Origin of the sequence: Streptomyces sp. WM4235 (assembly GCF_001279725.1) — a bacterium.
Lineage (GTDB): Bacteria > Actinomycetota > Actinomycetes > Streptomycetales > Streptomycetaceae > Streptomyces.
The window spans coordinates 15,642-31,308 of the sequence record NZ_LGDE01000360.1; the positions used below are offsets into that span (position 1 = coordinate 15,642).

Annotated in this window: 13 protein-coding genes and 1 tRNA gene; 4 read left to right on the forward strand and 10 right to left on the reverse strand. The window is 71.7% G+C overall.

Going from position 1 to position 15,667, the window contains the following annotated elements; all coding sequences use genetic code 11:
• Positions 1-251: 251 nt before the first annotated feature.
• Entirely contained in the window at positions 252-1,058 is an 807-nt protein-coding gene (locus tag ADK55_RS22400; RefSeq protein WP_199826599.1) for a hypothetical protein, read from the forward strand.
• Here ADK55_RS22400 and ADK55_RS22405 read toward each other — a convergent pair.
• Positions 1,042-1,413, reverse strand: coding sequence for a hypothetical protein (locus tag ADK55_RS22405; RefSeq protein WP_053681448.1), 372 nt, complete (start codon positions 1,411-1,413; stop codon positions 1,042-1,044). The genes ADK55_RS22400 and ADK55_RS22405 overlap by 17 nt on opposite strands.
• Before the next feature lie 98 nt (positions 1,414-1,511).
• On the opposite strand from ADK55_RS22405, the gene ADK55_RS22410 reads away from it, so the two are divergent.
• The gene (locus ADK55_RS22410) at positions 1,512-1,742 is read left to right on the forward strand and encodes a DUF4287 domain-containing protein (protein WP_053681451.1); all 231 of its coding nucleotides are present in this window, start codon (positions 1,512-1,514) and stop codon (positions 1,740-1,742) included.
• Between the two features lie 146 nt (positions 1,743-1,888).
• Here ADK55_RS22410 and ADK55_RS22415 read toward each other — a convergent pair whose 3' ends face one another.
• Together ADK55_RS22415 and ADK55_RS22420 are read right to left on the reverse strand one after the other, a co-directional pair.
• Positions 1,889-2,743: a Bax inhibitor-1/YccA family membrane protein gene (locus ADK55_RS22415; RefSeq protein WP_053681453.1), complete on the reverse strand. Its 855-nt coding sequence runs from the start codon at positions 2,741-2,743 to the stop codon at positions 1,889-1,891.
• Positions 2,744-3,431: 688 nt separating this feature from the next.
• Positions 3,432-3,513: transfer RNA gene (locus ADK55_RS22420), tRNA-Leu, on the reverse strand.
• A gap of 547 nt (positions 3,514-4,060) precedes the next feature.
• Here ADK55_RS22420 and ADK55_RS22425 point away from each other — a divergent pair.
• Together ADK55_RS22425 and ADK55_RS22430 are read left to right on the forward strand one after the other, a co-directional pair.
• The gene (locus tag ADK55_RS22425) at positions 4,061-4,825 is read left to right on the forward strand and encodes an ABC transporter ATP-binding protein (RefSeq protein WP_107089278.1); all 765 of its coding nucleotides are present in this window, start codon (positions 4,061-4,063) and stop codon (positions 4,823-4,825) included.
• A 54-nt stretch (positions 4,826-4,879) separates the two neighbouring features.
• Positions 4,880-7,432: an ABC transporter permease gene (locus ADK55_RS22430; protein ID WP_053681458.1), complete on the forward strand. Its 2,553-nt coding sequence runs from the start codon at positions 4,880-4,882 to the stop codon at positions 7,430-7,432.
• 94 nt (positions 7,433-7,526) lie between these two features.
• Here ADK55_RS22430 and ADK55_RS22435 read toward each other — a convergent pair whose 3' ends face one another.
• The 7 genes from ADK55_RS22435 to ADK55_RS22465 form a co-directional block, all read right to left on the reverse strand.
• A complete protein-coding gene (locus ADK55_RS22435) occupies positions 7,527-8,915 on the reverse strand; it encodes an SAM-dependent methyltransferase (protein WP_053681460.1) in 1,389 nt (462 codons plus the stop codon).
• A gap of 157 nt (positions 8,916-9,072) precedes the next feature.
• Positions 9,073-10,458, reverse strand: coding sequence for an NAD(P)/FAD-dependent oxidoreductase (locus ADK55_RS22440; protein ID WP_053681462.1), 1,386 nt, complete (start codon positions 10,456-10,458; stop codon positions 9,073-9,075).
• A gap of 431 nt (positions 10,459-10,889) precedes the next feature.
• Positions 10,890-11,837: a hypothetical protein gene (locus ADK55_RS22445; protein ID WP_053681464.1), complete on the reverse strand. Its 948-nt coding sequence runs from the start codon at positions 11,835-11,837 to the stop codon at positions 10,890-10,892.
• Entirely contained in the window at positions 11,834-12,979 is a 1,146-nt protein-coding gene (locus ADK55_RS22450; RefSeq protein WP_053681466.1) for a protein phosphatase 2C domain-containing protein, read from the reverse strand. Before ADK55_RS22450 ends, ADK55_RS22445 begins: the two co-directional genes overlap by 4 nt.
• A gap of 8 nt (positions 12,980-12,987) precedes the next feature.
• Positions 12,988-13,653, reverse strand: coding sequence for a vWA domain-containing protein (locus ADK55_RS22455; RefSeq protein WP_053681468.1), 666 nt, complete (start codon positions 13,651-13,653; stop codon positions 12,988-12,990).
• 36 nt (positions 13,654-13,689) lie between these two features.
• Positions 13,690-14,196: a hypothetical protein gene (locus ADK55_RS22460; protein ID WP_053681470.1), complete on the reverse strand. Its 507-nt coding sequence runs from the start codon at positions 14,194-14,196 to the stop codon at positions 13,690-13,692.
• Positions 14,193-15,629, reverse strand: a complete 1,437-nt coding sequence (locus ADK55_RS22465; RefSeq protein ID WP_159041515.1) for a methyl-accepting chemotaxis protein — start codon at positions 15,627-15,629, stop codon at positions 14,193-14,195. Before ADK55_RS22465 ends, ADK55_RS22460 begins: the two co-directional genes overlap by 4 nt.
• Between the last annotated feature and the right edge of the window lie 38 nt (positions 15,630-15,667).

The window sequence follows — 15,667 nt, forward strand, 5'->3', positions numbered from 1 at the left end:
GATGACGCCCGCCGTACTGACGCCGAATCTAATCCCGTCGCGGCCGAGCTGTGACCGAATCTCCCCCAGGATGTGACCTTTGTCCCGGGGGTTTGGCATTTGTGCAGGTCAGACCGCACCCGCTACAGGCCCCAAGGCCGAAAGACCTGTCCAATTCATGACGTAATGCACTGCCTGCCATTCCCAGCAGAGGTCAAGCTGATGTAGGAAGTCGGGGGATCGAATCAACCGGGAGTTAGTCAGTGAGCGCCATGTCTCTTGCCCTGCTGCTGACCACGGCCGCTGCCACGGCCGTGGGCGCCGCTGCGCTGCACGCCGTACACGGACTGCGAAAGCAGGTCACGGCCCTGCGCGGTGAGCTCGTCGTGTCGTCGCACCCGCGCGGTGCGACCGTCCCGCACGCCCGCAGCGCCGTCGAGTCCCCCGCGGCGGAGATACGAGCCGCCGTGGCCGAAGCCCTCGCCGAGGAGCGCGAGCGCGAGCTGGCCGAGGCGCGGGCCTTCTGGGCCGCGCAGGAGGCCCGTGACGCCGCCGACGCCCCCTCGCTGCTCGGCGGTCTGCCGGGGCTCGGCGAGGAGAACCCGGTCTTCCTGCCCCGGCAGGCGGACATGGTGGGCCTGGAGCCGCTCCTGGGCGACGAGATCCTCGACGAGTACCCGGAGGACTCCCCGGAGCTGGCGGCGGCCCGTAGGCGCCACCCCTCGCACCCCGATTTCGTGCCCGTGCAGGCCTCCCACCCGGGAGCGGACCACGAGCGCACGGTGAACCGCCTGGAGGAGCTCGCGGAGGCCCGTACGGCCCTCGCGGACGTCCGTCCGGGCCCGCTGGGCACCCTGGACGTGTACGTCTTCACGGACGGCACCACGCTCTGCATGACCCCGGGGCACCGGGAGACCGCCGAGCGCCTCTCCGAGGCCTTGCGTTCGGGCACCGCGCCGGTGCTGCTGGGCGGCTCGGGGATCTCCGGCGCCTACGCGCTGACGTTCTCCTGCGGTGACTCCGAGGACCCCGACAACAACGTCTACATCCTCGCGGACCGCGTCATCGCATCGCTCTGATCTCCGCCTGCTCCACCAGTCGCACGGCCTCGTCCAGCATCGCGGACGGGGCCTTCGCGTCGTCGGGGGCGGGTGCGGCGGCGGTGGCGCGCAGCGCCTCCGCGAGGTCCAGTCCGGCGACCGCCACCTGGTCCCCGACGACGAAGATGCCCGCGTCCGGCACGACACGCGCCGGAGCCGCCCCCGCTTCCGCGGCGCTTGCGGCGGACTCCAGCCGCTGGGCCCGTACGGCCAACTCGCGGGCCAGTTCCAGCGCCTCGGCGGCGGCGCCGCGCTGGAGTCGGCTCTGCGGTGTGGCCCGCAGCCGGTCGGCGAAACGTTCGACCACGAGGGTCAGGGGCGAGGTATCGAGCACCCGGCCGACCTTACGCGGCGCCCGGGCACCATTGCCAACGAGCGAACGCTGAGGCACGGTGTCGTGAAGAGAACACGGCGATACCTCCGGAGGCGCCCATGTCCGTAGAGTTCTCCGAGCAGACACACCGCAACATGATCGACAGAATTCCCTTGACCACCGGTCGTGAACTCTCCGACTGGCTCCGCACCGTGGACGACGGCCCCTCCCTCGTCCGGTTCGAGGAGAAGGTCAGCTGGCTGCGCGGCGCGCACGAACTGTCGTACGGCCAGGCCAAGGCGATCATCCACGAGTACGACCTGCGCAGGGCCGCCCGCAGACTGGGCTGAACCCCCGTCACCGCCCCTGCCCCCGTCCCGAGTCCCCGACCGACTCCGCATCCCCCACGAGACACGGGAAGGCCCCGCGAGCATCGTGCTCGCGGGGCCTTCCTGATGCCGTGTGGGCGTCCGCCCGGGGCCTGGGACCGGTACGACTAGTCGTCGCCGGAGAGGATCGAGAAGAGCCGCAGCATCTCCAGGTAGATCCAGACCAGGGTCGTGGTGAGGCCGAAGGCCGCCAGCCACGCCTCCTCGCGCGGGGCGCCGTACGTCACGCCGTCCTCGACCTGCTTGAAGTCGAGGGCGAGGAAGCAGGCGCCGAGGATGATGCCGATGACGCCGAACAGGATGCCGAGGCCGCCGCTGCGGAAGCCCAGACCGTTGCCGCCCGCGAAGATCGAGAAGAGCAGGTTGACGACCATGAGCAGCATGAAGCCCATGGCGGCCGCCATCACGAAGCCGTAGAAACGGCGGGTGACGCGGATCCAGCGCATCTTGTACGCGAACAGCACGCCGGCGAAGACGCAGAGCGTGCCGAGCACGGCCTGGATGACCACGCCGGAGCTGATGTAGGTGCTCACCGCGGCGCTGATGACGCCGAGGAAGACACCCTCGAAAGCCGCGTAGGCGAGGATGATCGCCGGCGAGGCCTTGCGCTTGAAGGACTGGACGAGCGCCAGACCGAACGCGATGAGCATCGCGACGATGGCGATGCCGTACGACTTGTTCAGGTTGGCCGCGTCGACCGGCAGGGCGAGCCAGGCGATGGTCGCGGTGAGCGTGAGCACGCCGAGCGTCATGGCCGTACGGCTCACGACGTCGTCGATGGTCATCGCACCGGCGCGCACCGGTGCCTGCGGCATCCCCGTGGCGGGGTCCGTGGCGTAAGGGTTCGTCGCGTACGGGTTGGTCGCGGTCCCGGCCTGCGCCTGCTGCGCGTCGAAACCCGCGTAGCCGCCGTTGTCGCGGCTGAACCCCCGTCGCGAGAAGACCGGGTTACTGCTCCTCATCTCACTCCTCCATGGCCACCGTGCGCGGCCTTAGCAACAAGAGTAATGCGCTCGCAAAGGAATCACCCTACTGCTGGAGGAGGATCTTTCCCCCTCTCACAGGAGCCCAAAAAGGGCAAGCGGGACCCCGGCCCGCGCGGGGCGACCAGGACGTAGGAGCATACGGCCGCAAGGCCTCCGATGCCCTGCGGACCGGCCGTGACGCCCTTCCGGAGCGGCTCGGGCGCCGATCCGTCGCGTCCTCGATCCGCGCGATCCGCGTATCGCCCGATATCCCCGGTCCGAAACGCCCGGCTATTCGAGGCCTCTCGAATCGCGGAACATTCCGGCACGCCCGAAAGGGCCCTTTCCCGGGCCCCTCCCCACGGCCCGCATTCGCCGGCACGCCCCGGGGCCGAGGTGCCTCGACCGCGGAGGCCCGACCACCGCCGCGGGAGGGGCGGTCGGGCGGGATCCGCGCCATGGACGGACGAACAGGCGGGCGGGCGCGCGCACGGGTCGGGGCGCACGGAAGGCAGGACCGTCAACGGGGCTCGTGGCGGGCCGAGTCGGGCACGGGGCAGCCGAACACCCGGGTGGGCGAGGGCCGGTGGTCGGTCGTGGTCGCGTCTCGACAGGACGACGGCGGGGGCGCCCCCCAGGGCACCCCCGCCGTTCACGTGTTTCCCGTCCGCACAGAGCGTGGTCGTGCCCGAAGCCGGACTTGAACCGGCACGGCCCGAGGGCCAGCGAGGTTTAAGCTCGCCGTGTCTGCATTCCACCATCCGGGCAGGGCGTGGCGGCCCCCGTGGAAAAGCCTTCAACGCTGCGTCGAGCCTATCCGGAACGCCCCTGCCCCGACCTGGGCTTCTGCCCGATGTTGTCTGATTTTATTGGCGCTTGAGGGGCCGTCAGGCCCGATAAGGCGTTGTCGGCACCTTCCCGACGACGATCACCCCCGCGATGGGAATGACGGGATTTCGCCGCCGCACGCCACCCGGTCGCCACCGGTCCGCCACCCCGGACCGGTCCGCGCCCCCGAACGGCCGGCGGGGCGGTCGGCGGACGGCCGACCCCCGGAGCTCCCCGAGCGGCTCCCCGGGCACCCCGGAGGCGTTCCGGAGCGGCGTCCCGGGACCGCCCGGCGCCGCCGGCGCGACCCCGCCGCGCGAGCGCCCCTGTCATACCAGAGGAGGAGAAGCCCGGGCCGGCGATCAGACTCCAGTGGGCCCATGAACGGGCACCTCGGCTGATCCGGAGCGGGGTGGTGCGCGGCGAGGATGGAAGGGTCCCGCCACACCGCAGCACCCTTGCTCGACAGGAGTCCCCGTGACCACCATGAACTACGCCCCGCACACCACCCAGGCCGTGGCCGCCCGCGCCACCCAGCTCTCCAAGGTGTACGGCCAGGGCGAGACCCAGGTGGTCGCGCTGGACAACGTGTCCGTCGACTTCGGCGCCGGCCAGTTCACCGCGATCATGGGCCCGTCCGGCTCCGGCAAGTCGACGCTGATGCACTGCGTCGCCGGTCTGGACACCTTCTCGGCCGGTTCCGTGCGCATCGGCGACGTCGAGCTGGGTTCCCTGAAGGACAAGCAGTTGACGCAGCTGCGCCGGGACAAGATCGGCTTCATCTTCCAGGCGTTCAACCTGCTGCCGACGCTGACCGCCCTGGAGAACATCACGCTCCCCATGGACATCGCGGGCCGCAAGCCCGACAAGCAGTGGCTGGACTCCGTGATCTCCATGGTCGGTCTCTCCGACCGGCTCGGGCACCGCCCGACCCAGCTCTCCGGCGGCCAGCAGCAGCGCGTGGCGGTCGCCCGCGCCCTGGCCTCCCGCCCCGAGATCATCTTCGGCGACGAGCCGACCGGAAACCTGGACTCGCGCTCCGGCGCGGAGGTCCTCGGCTTCCTGCGCAACTCGGTCCGCGAGCTGGGCCAGACCGTCGTCATGGTCACCCACGACCCGGTCGCCGCCTCCTACGCGGACCGCGTCATCTTCCTCGCCGACGGCCGGATCGTCGACGAGATGGTCAACCCGTCCGCCGACGGGGTCCTCGACCGCATGAAGGCCTTCGACGCCAAGGGCCGCACCAGCTGAGGGACCGCCCCTCCGCACGTCCTCCGCCGGCCCCCGACACCTGGATCCTCCACCATGTTCCGTACCGCCCTGCGCAACGTGCTCGCGCACAAGGCCAGACTGCTGATGACGGTGCTCGCCGTCACCCTCGGCGTCGCCTTCGTCTCCGGCACGCTCGTGTTCACCGACACCCTCGGCAAAGCCCTCTCGGGCCAGTCCGCCAAGAGCTTCGACAAAGTCGCCGTCTCCGTGACCTCGTGGGGCGCGGGCCGCAACGAGGACGGGGTCCGCGAGGGCGATCCCGGCATCAGCCGGCAGACCGTCGACAAGGTCAAGGCCGTCAAGGGCGTCGACACCGTCTCCGCCCGGGTCTCCGGCTTCGCCGGCGTCGGCGACGAGAACGGCAGGCTCATCGGCGACGGTTGGGCCAACCGGGGCTCCAACTTCGCCCCGGCGAAGGGCGGCCAGGACCCGTCCTACACGTTCGTCGAAGGCTCCGGTCCGACCGCCGCGAACCAGGTCGCCCTCGACAAGGAGACGGCGACCAAGGGCAAGTACAAGGTCGGGGACAAGGTCCGCGTCGCCACCAACGGCCCGGTGAAGGAGTACGTCCTCGGCGGCGTCTTCACCACCGAGGACGGCCAGGTCAACGCCGGCGGCAGCCTCGTCCTCTTCGAGACCGCCACCGCCCAGCAGCTGTACCTGAAGCCGGGCTTCTTCGACGAGCTGTCCGTCAGCGCCGCGGCGGGCGCCTCCTCCGACCAGCTGCTGGCCGACATCAAGCCGCTGCTCGACGAGAAGAACACCCGGGCCCAGACCGGCGCCGAACTCGCCAAGGAGCAGGCCAAGGACATCAAGGCCCAGATGAGCGGCATGAGCACGATGCTGCTCGTGTTCGCCGGCATCTCGCTCTTCGTCGGCATCTTCCTGATCTACAACACGTTCACCATGCTGGTCGCCCAGCGCACCAAGGAACTGGCCCTGCTGCGCGCCGTCGGCGCCAAGCGCGGCCAGGTCGTGCGCTCGGTCCTGACCGAGGCCCTGGTCGTGGGTCTGATCTCCTCCGCGATCGGCCTGGTCACCGGTGTCGGCCTGGCGATCGGCATGCGGTCCCTGATGGACTCCATCGGCGCCAAGATCCCGGCCGGTGACCTGGTCATCGCCCCGGCGACGATCATCGCGGCGCTCGTCATCGGCGTGTTCGTCACCACGGTGGCGGCCGTGTTCCCCGCGTGGCGCACCGGCCGGATCCCCCCGGTCGCCGCGATGGGCAGCGCCCACCTGCCGGCCGACGCCAAGTCCCTGCTCCTGCGCAACATCAGCGGCAGCGTCCTGAGCCTCATCGGCTTCGCGATGACCCTCGGTGGCGTGTCCGTGAGCGGCGAGAACGGCCGGTACCTCATCGGCGGCGGCGCCTTCTTCATCCTCATCGGCCTGATCGTGCTGCTCCCGCTGCTGTCCCGGCCGCTGATCGCGGCCGTGCGACCGCTGCTGGAGAAGGTCTTCGGCGTACCGGGCAAGCTGGCCGCGCAGAACGCCGTGCGCAACCCGCGCCGCACCGCCGTCACCGCCGCCTCCCTCGCCATCGGCCTCACCCTGGTCACCACCCTGTCCGTGCTCGGCATCACCATGGGCAAGGCCGTGGACCGGATGAGCACCGACAAGCTGAAGGCCGACTACAAGGTCTCCATGGCCATGGGTGGCGGCAGCCTGGACGCGTCCGTCGCCGAGGCCCTGGCCAAGGCGCCGGGCATCAAGGCGGTCTCCCCGCAGCGGGCCGACATGCTGAAGATCGGTGAGGACTTCAAGGCGGCCTCCGGCGTCAACCCGAAGGCCATCGGCGACCTGCTCAACATCGACGTGGTCACCGGCTCGCTGGACAGCCTCGCCAAGGGCGAGGTGGCGGTGGCCGAGAAGACGGCGAAGGAGAAGGGGCTGACGGTCGGCTCCACCCTCCAGGTCATGTACGACGACGGCAAGAAGGGTTCGCTGAAGGTCGGCGCGGTCTACAAGGACCTTGAGGGCCTGCTCTCCCCGTACGTCCTCGACGAGAAGATCCTCAGCCCGCACACCGAGACCCCGTACATCCCCGAGGTGTACGTCAACGCCACCGCCGGTGACTCGAAGGCCGGCGAGAAGGCCGTCCTCGACGCCCTCGGCAACAACCCGGCCATCTCCATCGCCACCCAGCAGGACATGCGCAACGAGATGGGCGGCATGATCAACACCGCTCTGAACGTCATGTACGGCCTGCTCGGCATGGCGCTGATCGTCTCGGTGCTCGGCGTGGTCAACACCCTGGCCATGTCCGTCTTCGAGCGGACGCAGGAGATCGGCATGCTGCGGGCGATCGGCCTGGACCGCAGCCGCGTCAAGAACATGATCCGCCTGGAGGCCGTGGTCATCTCGCTCTTCGGCGCGGTCCTCGGTGTCGCCATCGGCATCTTCCTCGCCTGGGCGGTCGGCTCCACCCTCACCGAGACGGTGCCCGACTACGCGCTGGTCCTGCCGTGGGACCGGATCGGCATCTTCCTCCTGCTCGCCGGCGTGGTGGGCGTGCTGGCGGCCATGTGGCCGGCCCGCAGCGCCGCCCGGTTGAACATGCTGACCGCCATCAAGACCGAGTAGCCCGACCGGGACCGGGTTCGAGGCCTTGGCGGGCCACAGGGCGAAGGGCCCCGCGACGTTCACCGTCGCGGGGCCCTTCGTCGTCGTCCGCCGCTCACGGGGCCCGCGGCGCGCCCCACTCCCGGGCGCGCAGCGGCAGTCCCGATTCGGCCCTCGGTCCGGGCCGGACGGCGAGCACCTGGTTGACCCCGAGCCGGTTGTGTTCGAAGCCGAGCGCGGAGGCCGCCATGTACAGCCGCCACACCCGGGCCCGGCCGGGCGAGGTCAGGCGCACGGCCTCGTCCCAGTGGCGCTCCAGGCGGGCGACCCAGGCCCGCAGGGTGAGTGCGTAGTGCTCGCGCAGCGCCTCGACGTCGCGCACCTCGAAGCCGGCGCGTTCCAGTTCGCCCACGGTGCCGCCGACCGGGGAGAGCTCCCCGTCGGGGAACACGTACGCGTCGATGAACTCGTCGATCCGGTAGGCCTCTTCGTCGGGCTCCGGCGGGCGGGCGATCTGGTGGTTCAGGAGCCGTCCGCCGGGGCGCAGCAGCGCGTGCAGGGTGCGGGCGTACTCGCGGTAGCGTTCGGCGCCGACGTGCTCGGCCATCCCGATCGAGGAAATGGCGTCGTAGGGACCGTCCTTGACGTCCCGGTAGTCCTGGATGCGGATCTCGATCCGGTCGGCGAGGCCCTCCTCCGCGACCCGCTTGCGGGCGTACGCGGCCTGCTCGCGCGAGAGGGTGATGCCGGTGACCTGGACGTCGTACTCGCGGGCCGCGTGCAGGGCCATGGAGCCCCAGCCGCAGCCGACGTCGAGCAGCCGCTGTCCGGGCTCCAGGGCGAGCTTGCGGCAGACCAGGTCGAGCTTGTCCCGCTGGGCCTCCTCCAGGGTGCCGCCGGGTCTCCAGTAGGCGCAGGAGTACACCATCGACGGGCCGAGCACCCGCTCGTAGAACTCGTTGCCGACGTCGTAGTGGTGGCTGATGGCCGCGCGGTCGCGGCCCTTGGTGTGGCGGGCCCCGGAACGTCGGACGGCCTCCTCGGGCGGCGGGGCGGGCGCGGGCCACGGCCGGGCCAGGGCGATGAGTTCGCGGAGGGCGGCGCGGGCCTCGGGGTCGCGCAGCAGGGCGGTCGAGCCGGAGGCGGCGGCGGCCCGGGCGGGCAGGTGGGGGCGCAGGGCGGCGAGCTTGCCGAGGCCGACGAGCGGCTCCACCGCGGGGCGGGCGGGCGCGGGGTCCGCCTCCCAGAGGAGACCGGCGACGCGGTCCAGCAGCTCGAAGAGGTCTCCGTCGACGGTGAGGTCGCCGGCGACCCACGCGCGGGCCAGTCCGAGTTCCCCGGGCTTCCACAGCACACGGCGCAGGGCGCGCCGGTTGGCCAGTACCAGAATGGGCCCGGACGGCGGACCGGCCTCGCTCCCGTCCCAGGCTCGTACGCGGACGGGCAGGGGCGTGCCCAGCAGGGTCTCGGCAAGAGCGGCCAGCCGCGGCGCGGCGTCGGTCATGGTGGGCACCTCCAGAAGTTTCGACCGAACGACCTACCCATTTCCGGCGCCGGACAATCCGGGGGGAACGCCGAAGGGGCCGCCCGCACCACGGATGGCGGGCAGCCCCTTCGGGGACGTGCTGGTCGTGCTCAGGATCCTGCCGGAGCGCGCCGGGTCAGGAGGCCTTGGCCTTGGCGGCCGGTGCGGCGGTGGCCGCCGGGGCCGGCGCCGGCTTGGCGGCCTCGTAGAACTCCTCGCGCGGGGTCTCCAGGGCTCCGAGGGAGACGACCTCGCGCTTGAGGAACATCGCGAGGGTCCAGTCGGCGAAGACGCGGATCTTGCGGTTCCAGGTCGGCATGGCCATGCCGTGGTAGCCACGGTGCATGTACCAGGCGAGCCGGCCCTTGAGCTTGATCTTCATCTTGCCCATGACGATCATCGCGACGCCCTTGTGGAGGCCGAGGCCCGCCACCGCACCCTTGTTGGAGTGCGAGTACTCGCCCTGCGGGAAGCCCCGCATGCCCGAGATGACGTTGTCGCCGAGGACCTTGGCCTGGCGCAGCGCGTGCTGGGCGTTCGGCGGGCACCAGGCGTTCTCGACGCCGGCCTTGCGGGCGGCCATGTCGGGAACCTGGGCGTTGTCGCCGGCGGTCCAGATGTAGTCCGTGCCCTTGACCTGGAGGGTCGGCTCGGCGTCCACGTGACCGCGCGGGCCCAGCGGCAGGCCGAAGCGGGCGAGCGCCGGGTTGGGCTTCACGCCGGCGGTCCACACGATGGTGTTGGAGTCGACCTCGAGGCCGTTCTTCAGCACCACGTGGCCGTCCACGCAGGAGTCCATGGAGGTGTTCAGGTAGATCTCGATGCCGCGGGACTCGAGGTGCTCCTTGCCCCAGGTGCCGAGCTTCGGCCCGACCTCGGGGAGGATCTTGTCGGCCGCGTCCACCAGCACGAAGCGCATGTCCTCGCGCTTGATGGTGGTGTAGTACTTCACGGCGTCGCGGGCCATGTCCTCGACCTCGCCGATGGTCTCCGCACCGGCGAAGCCGCCGCCGACGAAGACGAAGGTGAGGGCCTTGCGGCGGACGTTCTCGTCCGTCGTGGACTCGGCCTTGTCGAGCTGCTCCAGCACGTGGTTGCGCAGACCGATGCCCTCCTCGACGCCCTTCATGCCGATGCCCTGTTCGGCCAGGCCGGGGATCGGGAAGGTGCGGGAGACGGCGCCGAGCGCGATCACCAGGTAGTCGAAGGGCAGCTCGTACGCCTCGCCGACCAGCGGCGTGACGACGGCGACCTTGCGGTCCTGGTCGATGGTCGTGACCCGGCCGGTGAGAACCTCCGCCTTGGGCAGCACGCGTCGCAGCGGGACGACGACGTGCCGAGGCGAGATGCTGCCTGCGGCCACTTCAGGGAGGAAAGGCTGGTAGGTCATGTACGAGCGCGGGTCGACGACCGTGACGGTCGCCTCGCCGTAGCGCATCTTCTTCATGATGCGCTTGGCTGCGTACAGGCCTACGTACCCACCTCCTACAACGAGGATCCTGGGACGCTCCGTGGTGCTCATGGAACGAGTATCCAGCACCCCCAGGGGTGACGCTCGTGAGCCCCTTCACAAGGGGCTGTCCACCCTCTGCTACACTGCGCCGCCCACGTGACCCAGGTCATGGCGGGAAACGGGAACCACGGTGTAACGGGAGACGTTGTACACCAGTCCTGAACTGGCCTGAAGGCCTTCAACCGGAGTAGACCACCGGGTTCGTGGATACCTACCGACGCCCCTCGCCGGCGGCCGCGATTCGCACGAACGCTCGCATGAAACTGCCCTGTGGACCCCCTGAGGGGCCCGAACGCCCCCCACCTTGACCCAACAGGCCTTTTTTCCTTGTGAAGAACTTCACGAACCTGATCGGGGCGAAGGGACTTTCGGCCCCCCAAGCTGCCTTTCGAAGGGTCTCGGCCGGATGGAGCAGCCCGTTGGACGGGTCGCGGGGAGCTTCAGTCGCGAAGCCTGATGCTCCCCCGTCTCCTCGGCCCGTCGAACTTGCGCGGGTCGAGGACAGGCCGCTCGCGGGGCCGACCCGCCTCCAACGCGATCTGCCGCCGCCCGGCCAGCGCGATGCGCCACTGACCCAGGTCCGGCCGGGTCCCGTGGCCGCCCGCCGCCTTCTCGTAGAGCCCGCGCACGGCCTCCTCCCGACGTCCGTCCAGGACCCCGGGCAGCGGGTCGAGCGGGCGGCCCGGAGCCGCGTACGCGTCCTGCGCGAGGATCCGGCCGACGGCCAGCGCGACCTTGTAGCGGTCGCTGTCCACGGTGGCCGCGCCGGCCGGTGCCAGCGGGTCGCTCCAGTCCGGGGTCTCCGCCTGGGCGAGCACCGGCTCGGCGCCCACCAGGCGGGCCCCGTCGCAGTCGATGAGGTGGACGGCGGGCGCGGGGCGGACCGTCCACAGCACGTTGGCCTCCGACAGGTCGCCGAAGACGAGGCCCGTCGCGTGCAGCCGGTCGACGAGTTCGACGAGCGCGACCACGAGGGCCAATCGCTCGGCCGGCGAGGGCTGGACGACCCCCTGCCAGGCGGCCTTGCCCGGGCGGAGCAGGAAGGCCAGTTCGGTCAGCTTCGTCGAGCCGTCCCCCGTCGCCCACCGCATGGAGGCGGGCGCCTCGTTCATCAGGAACCCGGTGACCCGGCCGGCGTCCACGACACGGCACAGCGGCCAGGCCGTCGACGCGTCCAACCGGTCGCGCTCGTCGGCCCGCAGCCCGAGCCGTACGAGGACCAGCGCGGTCAGCGAGTCCCCCGCGACACGGTGGGGTTCCCGGTAGCTCTTGTAGAGCAGGCCGGGCCAACCGGCCAGCGTGCGCACCTCGCCCTGACCGCCGTCACCGACCTTGTCGAGCGGGTCCAGCGAGGACAGCGCCACGTCGGCGCCGTCGATGACGCTCACGAGTCCCCCTCCCACAGGCAGACGGCGCTGCGGTCGTCGTCGTAGGACTTGACCCGGTACTGGAGCTGCCACAGGAAGTCGGGCAGTCCGGGCGGGGGCCCGCCCCACGCCCCGCGGAGGAAGCCGCGCATCTCCTCCTCTCCCCCCAGCGGCGTCGACAGGCCGTCCGTGCACAGGACGAACACGTCACCCGGCAGGGCCGGACCGAAGAGGTGCGTCTCGGCGACGCGCGTGGTGGGCAGGGCCGCCGTGCGCGTGTCGATGATCCCGGACCCCTCGCCGTCCGCGGCGCCCACCACGTCGAGGTACCAGGTCCCGTCCCGCAGCAGCGCCGCGCCGCCGTCGCCGACGGTGAACAGGGCCCGGTGGCGCACCGCGGGGTCGAGGGGGACGAGCAGCACGCGCAGGGTGGTCGCGTAGTCGCCGGGTCGGTGCCCGGCGGTCGTGGCCGCCCGCACCAGCGACTCGGCGACGCTGCCCACGGCGGAGTTCACGACGGCGGTGAGGGTCTTCTCGTCCCTGGTGCGCAGGGCCCGCGCCAGTTCCCCGGCGTACTCGTCGAGGAAGCGGAGGATCTCGCGGCACACGAGCTGGGATCCGAGGTGCGAGCGCGGTGCCGAGCCGATCCCGTCCGCGACGCCCAGCAGGAGCACCCCGGTGTCCTCGTCCGGCTCTCCCAACCGGGCCACCACCAGCGCGTCCTGCCGGGGTTCCGCGTGGTAGCGGTGGGAGTCGCCCCGCACGGACGCGGCCCGTACCGTCAACGGCCCGTGGGTCGCCCCGTCGACGACGGTGTCCGGGAGGACCGCGCCGTCCACGTCCGCCCGGGCCCCGACCGGCGCCCCGGGCCCGGGCGCGTAGAGCGGGGGCTTGGGCCCGCTGAACGGCGGGTCGCCGAGCACGGCGGGCACCCGCCCGGCATCCGCCGCGGGGGCGGGTTCGGGGACCGCCGAGGGGGCGGGCTCCGGTGATGCGGGAGCGGGCCGCGGGGCGGGGAGCCGCTCGGCGGCCGGCTCGGACTCGGCGGAGACCTCGCGGGGCAGCTCCAGCGGTTCGGGTTCGACGGAGGCGGCCGGGGCCGGCCACCGGGTGTACGTCGCGCCCGTCGGACCGTGCGCGGGGTCGGGTGTCTCCTCTCGCATGACCGGCCTCAGAGCTTGTCGAGGGAGACGGTGGAGAAGCCGGGCACCGTGTCGTCCACGGCCAGGCTGAACACGCCGTTGCCACCGGCGGGGATGCTGCGGGCCGACCGCACGATCGACCGGGTGAGGCTGGTCGCGAACTCGCGCAGCGCGGCGGCCGGGGAGACGGTCTTGTCGTCCTGGATGAAGGCCCGGAAGTTGGCGACGTGGCCGATCGTGGCGCGGTCGGCCTCCCCGATGCCGAAGGCGATGATGTTCGGCCGGTAGCGGGCCTCGTTGAGCTCCTTGTGCGCCTGCATCCAGTCCTCGTCGGTGGGGCCGCCGTCCGAGAGGAAGAAGGCGACGGGCCGGTAGACCTCGTGGCCCTGCGCCTTGAGCCGGGCGACGTCGTTCTCGATGCACCGCAGGAGCGTGCGGAACGCCTCCCCGTACGCGGTCAGTCCGCCCGCGGACAGCGCCGGCAGCGTGTCCAGGTCGCTGAGGTCGGCCAGCGGCTGCAGGACGGTGGCGTCGTCGGAGAACCCGATCAGGCAGAACCTGGTCTTGTCCGCGACCGCCGGGTTCCTGCTGATCTCCTTGTGGAGTTCCGGCAGGGCGGCGTTCATGCTGTCGATCGACGGGCCGGCCATCGAGCCGGACTCGTCGCACACCAGGTAGAAGGGAAGGATCTGCACGGTCTCGCGCCTCCGAGGGGTGTACGGCTCGGGCTGTCAGTAGGTGTAGAAGTAGATCTCGATGTCGGCGTGGTCGCCGGAGGATCCCTGGACGAAGAAGTCCCGGGTGGTGGCGCCGGTGAACATCGCGGGGCGGGCCTTCGCCAGCAGGGCGTTGACGTGGCGGGCGTAGTCCACGCCGTCGCCGACCCGGGGGCTGCGGCCGAAGGTCAGGACGAAGGCCGCGGTGCGGCCGTCGTGTGCTTTCGTCCCGGCGCGCAGTTGCCCCACGATGCGCTCGGTGTCGGAGGAGTCGGCGTCGAAGGAGAACGTCACCGCCCGCCGTTCCACGGACCGGGGCCCCGAGGGGGTGGGGCTCGGCCTCGCGCCGGGTGTCGCGTCGGGACGGGGCGAGGCTCCGGTCCCGGCGCGGGAGGCCTCGGCCGCCTTCACCGGGTCGCCCCGGTCGCCCATCGCGACCATGGCCAGGACCAGGAGCATGTCGGCGAACAGCCAGCCGGCGAGGGTCAGCGGGTTGAACCGCGGCCGCGGCGGCCTCCTCATCGTCGGGCCGTCCAGGTCGGATCGTCCTGCGGGTGTGCGTGGGCGTCGTGCCCCTTGGCCAGGTCCACCCCGACGGCCCGCGCCCGGACGGGAGCGGGGGCGGAAGCGGGAGCGGGGACGGGGGCGGGCCCGGTCCGCGCCTCGTGGACGAACCGCGTGTCGACGAGCGTCCTGGCCTCGGCCGCCGCGGCGGAGACGTCCGCCGCCCCGGCCATCGCCCGGGCGAGTTCGGCGAACCGCTCGGCGGCCTGCCGCAGCGCGCCGGTCTGCTCCTCCAGCCCCAGCACCGCCCGCTGCGAGAGGGCCACGGCTTCCGCGGTGTCCTGCGTGACGTCGCCGAGGCGGTGCAGGACCCGCGCCGTGACGTCGGCGGCGAGTTCGGTGCCGGTGGTGAACGAGCGCTGCGCGGCGGCCAGGGTGGTCACCGAGTCCTCGACCCGTTCGCCGGCGGCGCCGAGGGCGTCGCGGACCTCGCCGTTGACCTCGCGCACGTCCTCCAGCGCCTTGCGCACCATGATCCCGTTGCCGCTGACCACGGTCTCCAGGCGGGAGGTGTGCTGTTCCAGCGGGTCGGTGAGCGCGGCGACGGCCCGACCGACCTCGCCGGTGTTCGTCTGTACGGCCGCCTCGACCCGGGAGACGGCCCGCTCCAGCGGCAGCACGGCCGCGTCGAGGGCGTCGAGCCGGTCGCCCGCGGCCTCCACCGACGCGGCGAGCGAGGTCGCGACCTCGCCGAGGCGCTCGTGGGCGCGCACCGCGTTGTCGCCGAGCCTGCCGAGGTTCGCGGCGGCGGCGGTGAGCTCCGCCGTGAACCGTCGGGGGGAGGAGAGCCGTTGTTCGTTGAGCAGCAACTGGGCCCGGGTGAGCAGCGGGACGAGCAGGGCGAGCAGTTCGTCGGCGGTGCGTCGCGCCTGGTCGGCCCGGTGTTCCGTACGGGTTCTGCGCACCCCGTGCACGGCGGCGAGCAGGCACAACAGGAGGATGACGGCGGTGGCGGATCCGGCGACGTGTCCGAAGGTGGACCAGTCGGCCAACCGGCCCTCGAAGCCGGACTGCCACAGTTGCAGGAAGGGTCGGGCGGCGGACTTCGGGTCCTCGCCGATGAGTGTCCGGTAGGCGTCCGTGGCTCGGCTGAGGCCGAACCAGGTGAGTAACAGCGGCAGGAACACGAGGGTGCCGATGGCGACCTCCAGCAGGGCCCAGGCCCGGTGTTCCGGCCCCTCGGCCAGGGCGGCGCTCACGCTCTCCGGCCGGGCGTAGGCCTGGAGGAGGTCGAGTTCGGTCCAGGGTTCGATGTCGCCGTCGCCCAGCCCCTGGAGGGCGTCGGCCAGCGACTTCAGCTCGTCCCGACGGGAGCCGAGCCCCGGCTTGTCCGCGAGGTCGTTGAGTTGTGTGGCGACGACGGAGGCCGTCGCCAGTGCCCCAACAGGCATGTCCACCCCCATGGAAGACGTGGGGTGGGGGCCCCGCA

What these genes read in the sequence shown, in the direction of transcription:
- ADK55_RS22400 (WP_199826599.1), top strand. Translation starts at nt 252, where the DNA reads ATGTCTCTTGCCCTGCTGCTGACCACGGCCGCTGCCACGGCCGTGGGC.
- ADK55_RS22435 (WP_053681460.1), bottom strand. Translation starts at nt 8,915, where the DNA reads ATGACCGACGCCGCGCCGCGGCTGGCCGCTCTTGCCGAGACCCTGCTG.
- ADK55_RS22430 (WP_053681458.1), top strand. Translation starts at nt 4,880, where the DNA reads ATGTTCCGTACCGCCCTGCGCAACGTGCTCGCGCACAAGGCCAGACTG.
- ADK55_RS22440 (WP_053681462.1), bottom strand. Translation starts at nt 10,458, where the DNA reads ATGAGCACCACGGAGCGTCCCAGGATCCTCGTTGTAGGAGGTGGGTAC.
- ADK55_RS22465 (WP_159041515.1), bottom strand. Translation starts at nt 15,629, where the DNA reads ATGCCTGTTGGGGCACTGGCGACGGCCTCCGTCGTCGCCACACAACTC.
- ADK55_RS22415 (WP_053681453.1), bottom strand. Translation starts at nt 2,743, where the DNA reads ATGAGGAGCAGTAACCCGGTCTTCTCGCGACGGGGGTTCAGCCGCGAC.
- ADK55_RS22450 (WP_053681466.1), bottom strand. Translation starts at nt 12,979, where the DNA reads ATGCGAGAGGAGACACCCGACCCCGCGCACGGTCCGACGGGCGCGACG.
- ADK55_RS22460 (WP_053681470.1), bottom strand. Translation starts at nt 14,196, where the DNA reads ATGAGGAGGCCGCCGCGGCCGCGGTTCAACCCGCTGACCCTCGCCGGC.
- ADK55_RS22425 (WP_107089278.1), top strand. Translation starts at nt 4,061, where the DNA reads ATGAACTACGCCCCGCACACCACCCAGGCCGTGGCCGCCCGCGCCACC.
- ADK55_RS22410 (WP_053681451.1), top strand. Translation starts at nt 1,512, where the DNA reads ATGTCCGTAGAGTTCTCCGAGCAGACACACCGCAACATGATCGACAGA.